Genomic DNA, 7,671 nt, shown 5'->3' on the forward strand with positions numbered 1-7,671 from the left:
GACAAACGGCCCTTGCCCGCCGGAGCCCAGAACGATTCGCTACTCGTCTGGCAGCACCGCCACGCCCCAGCCGGTGCCGGTGTGCGTGCAGATCGTCGAGCCTGCCTCGTAGACCACCAGCTCGGCGGCGGTGAAACGCTCGGCGATCTTGTCCCGCACCCACTGTGCCCGCTCCAGCGAGAGTGCGTGGCCAACTGCGAACCGCCCGCGCGTCTTGTCGCCCATCTGCTCGGCGACCCAATCCAGGGTGTGACACATCGCCGCCCTGTCGCCGCGACTGCGGGCAAGCGGCACGAACGCGCCGTCGGCGCCAACGGTGAACGTGACTTTGAGGTTGAGCAGCGAGCCAACGAACGCGCCCACGCGCCCGATACGGCCGCCCTTCTGCAGGTTGCTCAGGCTGTCGAGCCCCACGATGAGCTTGGTGCGCTCGCGGACGCGTGCGAGCCGCTCCATCGCCGAGACCGCGCTCAGCCCTTCTCGCGCGGAATGGGCCGCGTCCATGACCTGCCAGCCCAGCCCCCACGAGAGGTTTCGCGAGTCAAAGACGTGGACGCGCCCGGCGAAGCGCTCGGCAGCCTGACGCGCGCCCTCGAACGTGCCCGACAGCTTCGAGGAGATGTGCACCGAGACGACCTCGTCGGCGCGCTCGAGCGCGCGCTCGTAGGCGTCGATGAAGGCGCCGACGGGCGGCTGGGAAGTCGTTGGCAACGCCGGGGCGGCGTTCATGCGCTCGAAGAACTCGACCTGCGAAAGCGTACCGTCCTCAAACGTCTCCTCGCCGATCGTCACCGAGAGCGCAACGACGGCGATGCCGTGCTCGGCGGCCTGCGTAAGGGTCAGGTCGGCGGTTGAGTCGGTGACGACGCAAAACTTTGGGACGTTGGGGCCGCTTTGGGCCATCGTTCCTCCTGGGACCCTGCTCGATTTGGCCTTGTGCGTCGCACCTGGTTGGCGCACGTGGCGGTTTCTTGGCGACCCGCGCCATTGGCAGCATTCGCCACGCGCCCCTCAAAGACCTGCCAGCTCAGGCGTGCCACCGGCCCCAACCGGGTACGTTCTTGTGCAAGCCGGCGCTACCCCGGCACCCTGCTAACCGCAACGGAGGCTTCGTGGTCGACGAACCGCTCTGGTGGCGCCGCCCGATGCTGCGCGAGGACGACGACGAGACGCGCCGAGCAAGCTGGCTCGAACTCTTCGTCGACCTGATGTTCGTGGCCATCATCTCGGCGTGCGCCAGGGGGCTCGCCCTCGACGTGACGCTTGCGGGCGTGGGCCGCTTCATCGTCGTGTTCCTGCCCGCATGGTGGATCTGGCTCGGGCTGACCGTCTACAACGACCGCCTCGACACCGACGACGTGAGCCATCGGCTGTCGTTCTTCGCGATCATGCTCGCCCTGGGCGGAATGGCCGTTTCGGCGCGCGAGTTCTTCGGTGGTGGCTTCGCAATCTACGCGCTGTCCTACGTGGCGGCGCGCGTCGTCATCGTCGGGCTGTGGCTGCGTGGCGGGCTGCACAACCCGCGCCTGCGGCCGCTCACCACGCGCTATGCGATCGGCTTCTCGCTGGCCGCCGCACTCTGGCTCGTGGCGCTGGCGCTACCGTGGCCGGCTCGGCTGTGGGTGGTTCTCGCCGCCATCGTCATCGACTTCGGGACACCCGCGCTGACGATGGCGGCCCAAAGCACGCTGCCGCGCCTCTCGCGCTCGCACCTGCCGGAGCGCTTCGGGCTGTTCATCCTTATCGTCTTGGGAGAGTCGGTGATCTCGGTCGAGCAGGCCGTAGGCAACAACTACCTGCGCGGTTCGCTCGCCCACATCACGGCCGGACCTGCGGCGCTCGCGCTTGCGTTCGTTCTGTGGTGGCTCTACTTCGACCACGTCGCCGAGAACCCACCGCTACCGGGAGCGCTCATGACGCTGGCCTGGTCGTATCCTCACCTCGTGCTGGCGCTCGCGCTAGGCATGCTGGGCGCGGGAATCCAGGCCTACGTAGGCGTCGCAAGCGCCAATCCGCGGGCGACAACGATGCTCGTGTGCGTTGCGGTGGGCGCCGCCTACGCGATGATCGGCGTCCTGGAGTTCATGACCGAGCCGTCCGCCGAGCGTCACCATCCGGTGCGGTCGCTGGGCGTCCACGGCGGCTCGGCGTTCGTGGCGGTGTTCGCAGGCTTCCTGAGCGGAATCACCGACGACGTGTGGATCTTCCTCGTACTGGTGGCGCTCGGAGTGCTGCAGATCGTCTACGGCTTTGCGACGCGCGCCCGGCACCTGCGCTGGGATGCCGAGGAGACCGCTGAGGGCTGACGCGGGAAGTCGCTCCGTGCCACCTCCTGCTGGAAGGAACACCGCCCGATGCCCAACACCATCCGCTACACCCCGGACGACGAGCCGTCGCGAGCGCTCGCGGCAGCCGACCCTCGGCTTGGCGCGCTCATCGCGCGTGTCGGCGGTGTCGAGTTCACTCGCAACGACGGCGCTGACCGCTTCGCGATGCTCGTGCGCGGCGTGGCCGGCCAGCAGCTTTCCGGCGCGGCCGCGCAGCACATCTTCGACCGCCTCTCGGAGCAGATCGGTATGACGCCGCGGGCCTTGGCCGAGGCCAGCGACGAGCAGCTTCTCGGCGTGGGGCTGTCGCATCGCAAGGCCGAGTACATCCGCGACCTTGCGCGGGCCGTGCTGACGTGCGAGGTCGACCTGGCCGGCGTCGACAATCTGACCGACGAGCAGATCGTCGCGCAGCTCACGAGCGTGCGGGGCATCGGTCCGTGGACCGCGCACATGTTCCTGCTCTTCGCACTGCATCGGCCCGACGTGATCGCGCCAGGCGACCTCGGCATCCGTCAAGCTGCGGGCAGGCTCCTTGAGCTTGGCCGAGAAGCCACGCCCGCCGAGGTGGAGTCGGCAGCCGAGCTCTGGCGACCGTACCGCTCGGCTGCGACGTTCTACCTCTACCGCGAGGCTGGGATGGGACGGGAGGCTGTGCGCGCAGAAGCGCACGAAGGTGGCGCAGCATCCGAGTGAAGTTTCCGTGGGGAATTCGCGAAGACCGCCAGAGGGCGCAAAGTTCGCTATTGAGCGATGCGGGACCGCCACATCCCACTTCTCGCTCCTGAAGGGAGTCTCACGATGACGGACACGAATCAGACGCCGGAACCCACACCGGCTGAGACACCGACAGCCCCGCTGCCGACCACGCCCGAGGCCGAGCCGGTCCCCTACGCAGCGCCTGCTGCGGACGCCACCGCGCCCATGCCCGAGGCTGCGCCACCCGTCCACCACCACGGAGTCCACGTCGCCCACCGCGTCAGCGAAGGCGCCATCGTCGCCATGATCGTGGGTGCGTTGCTGTTCGGCCTGCTGTCCTTCGGTATCGGCTGGGCCGCTCGCGGCGCCGCAACTCGCTTCGAGAGCCAGCGCGCGGGCATGATGGGCCAGGGCTACGGACAAGGCCAGAACGGCCTTCCCCTCGGCCATCCCAACATCGGTGGAGGCCGTCGCGGCATGATGCGCGGCCAGGGCAACAGCGGCTACGGCTACGGCCAAGGCGGCCAAGGCAGCGCCCAGGGCTATGGCCAGGGTTACGGCCAGGGTTACGGCCAAGGCAACGGTCAGGGCTGGGGCCAGGGCAATCCGGGCGCTAGCGCTCCTGCGACCGGCAGCGGCTACTAACCCGCACTTCATCGGTCTTGTGAAGGCCCGCTTCGACTCGTCGGAGCGGGCCTTTCTGCGTCCTGCAGCCGGACCGGACCGCGCTCTCAATCCTTAACACACCTCTAATCGAAAACTCACCGAGCGCCTGCCCGCGCGAGGCAAGATACGACGTAGGGCAACCAAGAGAGCCTCTCGGCCCGGCAGCCGACGTGCACAGCCACTACGAGGGAGTCGACATGAGCGCTGAAGTAAACCTGGAGCGCAAGAACGCCGAGCGGATCTTCGCGCGGGCCTTCACGGTACTGGGCGGCGTCTTCTGGGTTGGACTGGCCTTCGCCGGCCCGTACGTCTACGGCGGCAAGGACGTGCTCGGCGCGTTCCAGACGGCCATCTTCCCCCTCGCGTTTACTGTCGGCATCTTGGTTCTCGGCTGGTTCTACGAGCGGCTGACAGCGCTGATTCTGGCGCTCGCCGCCGTTGGCACCATCGCCTGGGGCCTGATCTGGGGCGGCTGGGAGCCGTTCGTGTGGGGCATCATGCTGGTGTTCTTCGTGACCCCCACGGTCGTCTCGGCCGTGCTCTTCTACCTGGCGGGCAACGTCGTCACGACAGAGTCCAGCGCCGAGGCCGAGATCGCAGCCTAGACCGTCGCGCGAACGCATACGAAGCTCCGAGGGCCGGTGCGAGAGCACCGGCCCTTCGCGCGGCACCTAGTCGCTTTGCCCGGCCACAAGCGGGTATCCTCGGGGGTGGACTGGCAGACTCGAGCAGATAGGGCCGCTCATGCCCGAAGAGCACATACTCGTAGTAGACGACGAGGAGTCGATCCTCAAAGTAGTCGACTACGCGCTATCACAGGCGGGCTACATCGTGCACACCGCCGTCGACGCCGATGGCGCCGAGGCGGCACTGCGTGAGCTACGGCCCGACCTCGTGATCCTCGATGTGATGCTGCCGGGCGGCAAGTCCGGCCTCGACATCGCGCGCGACATTCGAACGACCTCCAACGTGCCCATCATCATGCTGTCGGCCAAGGGCGACGAGGTCGACCGCATCCTCGGCCTGGAGTTCGGCGCCGACGACTACGTGACCAAGCCTTTCTCCCCGCGCGAGCTGGTCAGCCGGGTCAAGGCGATCCTTCGCCGGGTCGGCCCGGCAGCCGCCTCTCCACGGACGCGGATCGAGGTCGGAGGCCTGGTCGTCGACGAAACGTCGCGGCAGGTCAGCCTCGACGGCAAGCCGATACACCTCACGAGCTCCGAGTACGGCATCCTCGTGCTGCTGGCCCGCCACCCCGGCAAGGCTTTCGCGCGACAGGCGATCCTCTCGGCGCTGTGGGACGAGTCGCCGGTGGGCGACGAGCGCGCTATCGACGTCCACATCCACAACATGCGCGAAAAGATCGAGACCGATCCCAAGACGCCGACGTACCTCCTCACGGTGCGCGGCTTCGGCTACCGCCTCCGAGAGGCATAGGCGTTGGCGCGCCGCGTACGAGCCTCAGTTCGGCTTTGGCAGACCGAGCTGTTCGTCACCGTCATCGTCGTGGCCATCCTGATCCTCTCGGCATCGCTGACGCAGGGGCTGCAGCGAACGCTGACCGACGCTGGCACGGCATCTCAGTTGCGCAACGCCTCGGCGCTCGCCTCGCAGCTCTCCGAGCAGTTCCCGATGACGCCGGCCAGCCTGCAGCGCATCCGCTCTCAAGTCGCCTCGTATCACTCGATCTACGGCGACTCGGTGTGGGTCTACGCCACCGACGGCCGAGTCATCACTTCGGCGGTAACTGCATCACCACCCGCCGATATCTTGCAGGCTGCTCGCATCCAAGGCCTCGCCGATAACCCCCCGTACTCGACGATGTCGCTGAAGGGCGACGGCTATGTTGTGGCGGGCAAGGCGATCTACCAACCCAGCGGCGAGCGCGTTGGTACCGTGGTCGTCTCTGGCAGCGTGGACGCGGCGATGGCCGTCCTCGAGGCGGTTCGCAGCCGCCTTTGGGTCACCTTCTGGGTGGCACTTATCGTCGCCGGAGCGCTGGGCTTCGCGTTCTCCGAGTTCATCGGTCGGCGGATACGCGCGATGTCCGAGGCGGCGGCATCCATCGCCGACGGCGACTTCAGCCAGCGCCTCCCCACCGGCTGGCTGCCGGACGAGATTCACGACCTGGCGCTCAGCTACAACCGAATGGCGAGTAAGCTCGGCGAGGCGTTTTCTGCCGTGCGCCAGCGCGAAAGCGAGATCGCTGCGGTGGTCGAGTCACTCGCCGAGGGCGTCATCGCGTTTGACTCGGCGGGTACGGTGCGCGTCATCAACCCGGGCGCGCGACGGCTCCTCAGCGACCCCGACGTCGACCTGACCGGCGCCGCGGCAAGCGTCATCACCAGCGACCCAGCGGTACTCGATGCGATCGCCGCGGGGCTTGCAGGCAACGCCGCTACCGCCGTGACGCAGCTCGGCCCGCACACGGTCCTGCTGCACTCCACGCCGCTTCTCGACGCTACCGACCAGGCCACCGGCGCGGTCCTGCTGCTCTCCGACATCACCGAGCAGAAGCGACTCGACGACGCGCAGCGCCGGTTCGTCGCCAACGCGAGCCACGAGATGCGCACCCCGATCGCGGCCATCAAGGGGCTGCTCGAGCTGCTCGAAGACGGCGCCAAGGACGACCCGGCAGTTCGCGACGACTTCATCGGCACCATGCAGCTCGAAGTCGACCGACTCGGCCGCCTGGTCGCCGACTTGCTCACGCTCGCGCAGCTCGAGGCCGGGACGTTCGCGCTCGACGTCGAGCCTGAGTCCGCCGAGTCGCTGCTCGGGCGCGTAGCCGGCGTGATGCGCGCGCTGGCCGATCGCGCGGGAGTGGAACTCGCCGTCGAGCTGCCGGCCGGCGACCTGATGGTGATGGCCGATCGCGACCGGATCGTACAGGTGCTGCTCGGCTTTGCCGACAACGCGTTGAAGCACTCCAAGCGTGGGCAGCGCGTCGAGTTGCGCGCGAGGCGCAGCGGCGCCAGCGCCGTGCTCGAGGTCGCCGATCAGGGCCCCGGCATCGCCGCCGGCGACGTGGACAGGATCTTCGACCGCTTCTACCGCGCCGACGAGGCTCGCAGCTCGCGCGGCGCAGGACTTGGCCTCGCGATCGCCAAGGAGATCGCCGAGGCGCATGGGACGACGGTCACGGTGTCGTCCACAGACGGTGGCGGCGCGACGTTCGGGCTCGAACTTCCGCTGGCCGAGTAGCCTTTCCACAAGCGGGGGCGAGTGCTAACGCAACCCTAACGTCGCACAAACCGCAGGCTCACGCCGGTGACGTATGTTCATCTCGGCGCACGCCACAACACGTGCGCTGTCGAGCCCGGCAGCTCGCCAAAGAACCTGCTCGCAACGCCTACGCCTGGCCCGACTCGGCTTTTGCGCCGCATCGGAGGTGGACGGTGTCCGATCACCCTGCAAGCCCGCTCGAGCGTCCCGACAACGCCGCGCCAGTCGCGCCCGTCGAGGAAGTGCTCGCGTGCTCCATCCATGCCGCGCCACCCCCCATGGAACGCCGCTCGTTCCTCGTTTGGATTGCGAGCGGCCTGCTTGCAATAGGCGGGGTTCTGGCAGGTGCCACGGTCGTTGAAGCGCTCGTGCCTCCGTCTCGCTCGATCGACGGCAAAACCAAGGTAGGCCGAGTCGCGGTCGCAAAGCTTGCGGATCTGCAGGTGGGCAAGCCGGTGGCTACCGACTACGGAGACGACGTGCTCTGGGTCATCAAGACCTCGCCCACTCAGGTCGCCGTGCTCAACCAGGCGTGCCCGCACGTCGGATGCAAGCTCAGCTTCAACCCCAACACGAAGCACTTCGACTGCCCCTGCCACGCGAGCCATTTCGCGATGGACGGCAAGCGGATCGACGGCCCGGCTCCCCGCAACATGGACCCGGCGGCTTTCGAGATCGTGAACGGTGAAGTCATCGTATCCAGCGCGAAAGCATAGGGGGGTGGTGTGAGATGGCAAACATCGGTGATCGCCTC

General features: G+C 67.7%; 8 protein-coding genes. 7 read left to right on the plus strand and 1 reads right to left on the minus strand.

Features of this window, described 5'->3' with window-relative positions; translation table 11 throughout:
- Nucleotides 1–39: 39 nt before the first annotated feature.
- Complete coding sequence (locus P4L93_05680) at nucleotides 40–903, minus strand: DegV family protein (protein MDR3686425.1); 864 nt, start codon at nucleotides 901–903, stop codon at nucleotides 40–42.
- A gap of 209 nt (nucleotides 904–1,112) precedes the next feature.
- On the opposite strand from P4L93_05680, the gene P4L93_05685 reads away from it, so the two are divergent.
- The 7 genes from P4L93_05685 to P4L93_05715 all read left to right on the plus strand — a co-directional run bounded on the left by P4L93_05685 (nucleotide 1,113) and on the right by P4L93_05715 (nucleotide 7,633).
- Nucleotides 1,113–2,306, plus strand: a complete 1,194-nt coding sequence (locus P4L93_05685; protein MDR3686426.1) for a low temperature requirement protein A — start codon at nucleotides 1,113–1,115, stop codon at nucleotides 2,304–2,306.
- Nucleotides 2,307–2,354: 48 nt separating this feature from the next.
- Nucleotides 2,355–3,023 (plus strand): DNA-3-methyladenine glycosylase 2 family protein, encoded by a 669-nt coding sequence (locus P4L93_05690; protein ID MDR3686427.1) that lies wholly within the window; start codon nucleotides 2,355–2,357, stop codon nucleotides 3,021–3,023.
- 105 nt (nucleotides 3,024–3,128) lie between these two features.
- Nucleotides 3,129–3,671 carry a hypothetical protein gene (locus tag P4L93_05695; GenBank protein ID MDR3686428.1) on the plus strand — a complete coding sequence of 181 codons (543 nt, stop codon included), beginning with the start codon at nucleotides 3,129–3,131 and terminating at the stop codon, nucleotides 3,669–3,671.
- Nucleotides 3,672–3,889: 218 nt separating this feature from the next.
- Nucleotides 3,890–4,297, plus strand: a complete 408-nt coding sequence (locus tag P4L93_05700) for a hypothetical protein (protein MDR3686429.1) — start codon at nucleotides 3,890–3,892, stop codon at nucleotides 4,295–4,297.
- Nucleotides 4,298–4,436: 139 nt separating this feature from the next.
- Nucleotides 4,437–5,129 (plus strand): response regulator transcription factor, encoded by a 693-nt coding sequence (locus tag P4L93_05705; protein ID MDR3686430.1) that lies wholly within the window; start codon nucleotides 4,437–4,439, stop codon nucleotides 5,127–5,129.
- A 3-nt stretch (nucleotides 5,130–5,132) separates the two neighbouring features.
- Nucleotides 5,133–6,896, plus strand: a complete 1,764-nt coding sequence (locus P4L93_05710) for an ATP-binding protein (protein MDR3686431.1) — start codon at nucleotides 5,133–5,135, stop codon at nucleotides 6,894–6,896.
- A 194-nt stretch (nucleotides 6,897–7,090) separates the two neighbouring features.
- Complete coding sequence (locus P4L93_05715) at nucleotides 7,091–7,633, plus strand: Rieske 2Fe-2S domain-containing protein (GenBank protein ID MDR3686432.1); 543 nt, start codon at nucleotides 7,091–7,093, stop codon at nucleotides 7,631–7,633.
- Nucleotides 7,634–7,671 lie beyond the last annotated feature (38 nt).

It is taken from the genome of Coriobacteriia bacterium (assembly GCA_031292615.1).
Lineage (GTDB): Bacteria > Actinomycetota > Coriobacteriia > Anaerosomatales > JAAXUF01 > JARLGT01.

Coding starts and splice junctions, on each gene's coding strand:
- P4L93_05695 (MDR3686428.1), top strand. CDS start 3,129: ATGACGGACACGAATCAGACGCCGGAACCCACACCGGCTGAGACACCG.
- P4L93_05680 (MDR3686425.1), bottom strand. CDS start 903: ATGGCCCAAAGCGGCCCCAACGTCCCAAAGTTTTGCGTCGTCACCGAC.
- P4L93_05700 (MDR3686429.1), top strand. CDS start 3,890: ATGAGCGCTGAAGTAAACCTGGAGCGCAAGAACGCCGAGCGGATCTTC.
- P4L93_05690 (MDR3686427.1), top strand. CDS start 2,355: ATGCCCAACACCATCCGCTACACCCCGGACGACGAGCCGTCGCGAGCG.
- P4L93_05705 (MDR3686430.1), top strand. CDS start 4,437: ATGCCCGAAGAGCACATACTCGTAGTAGACGACGAGGAGTCGATCCTC.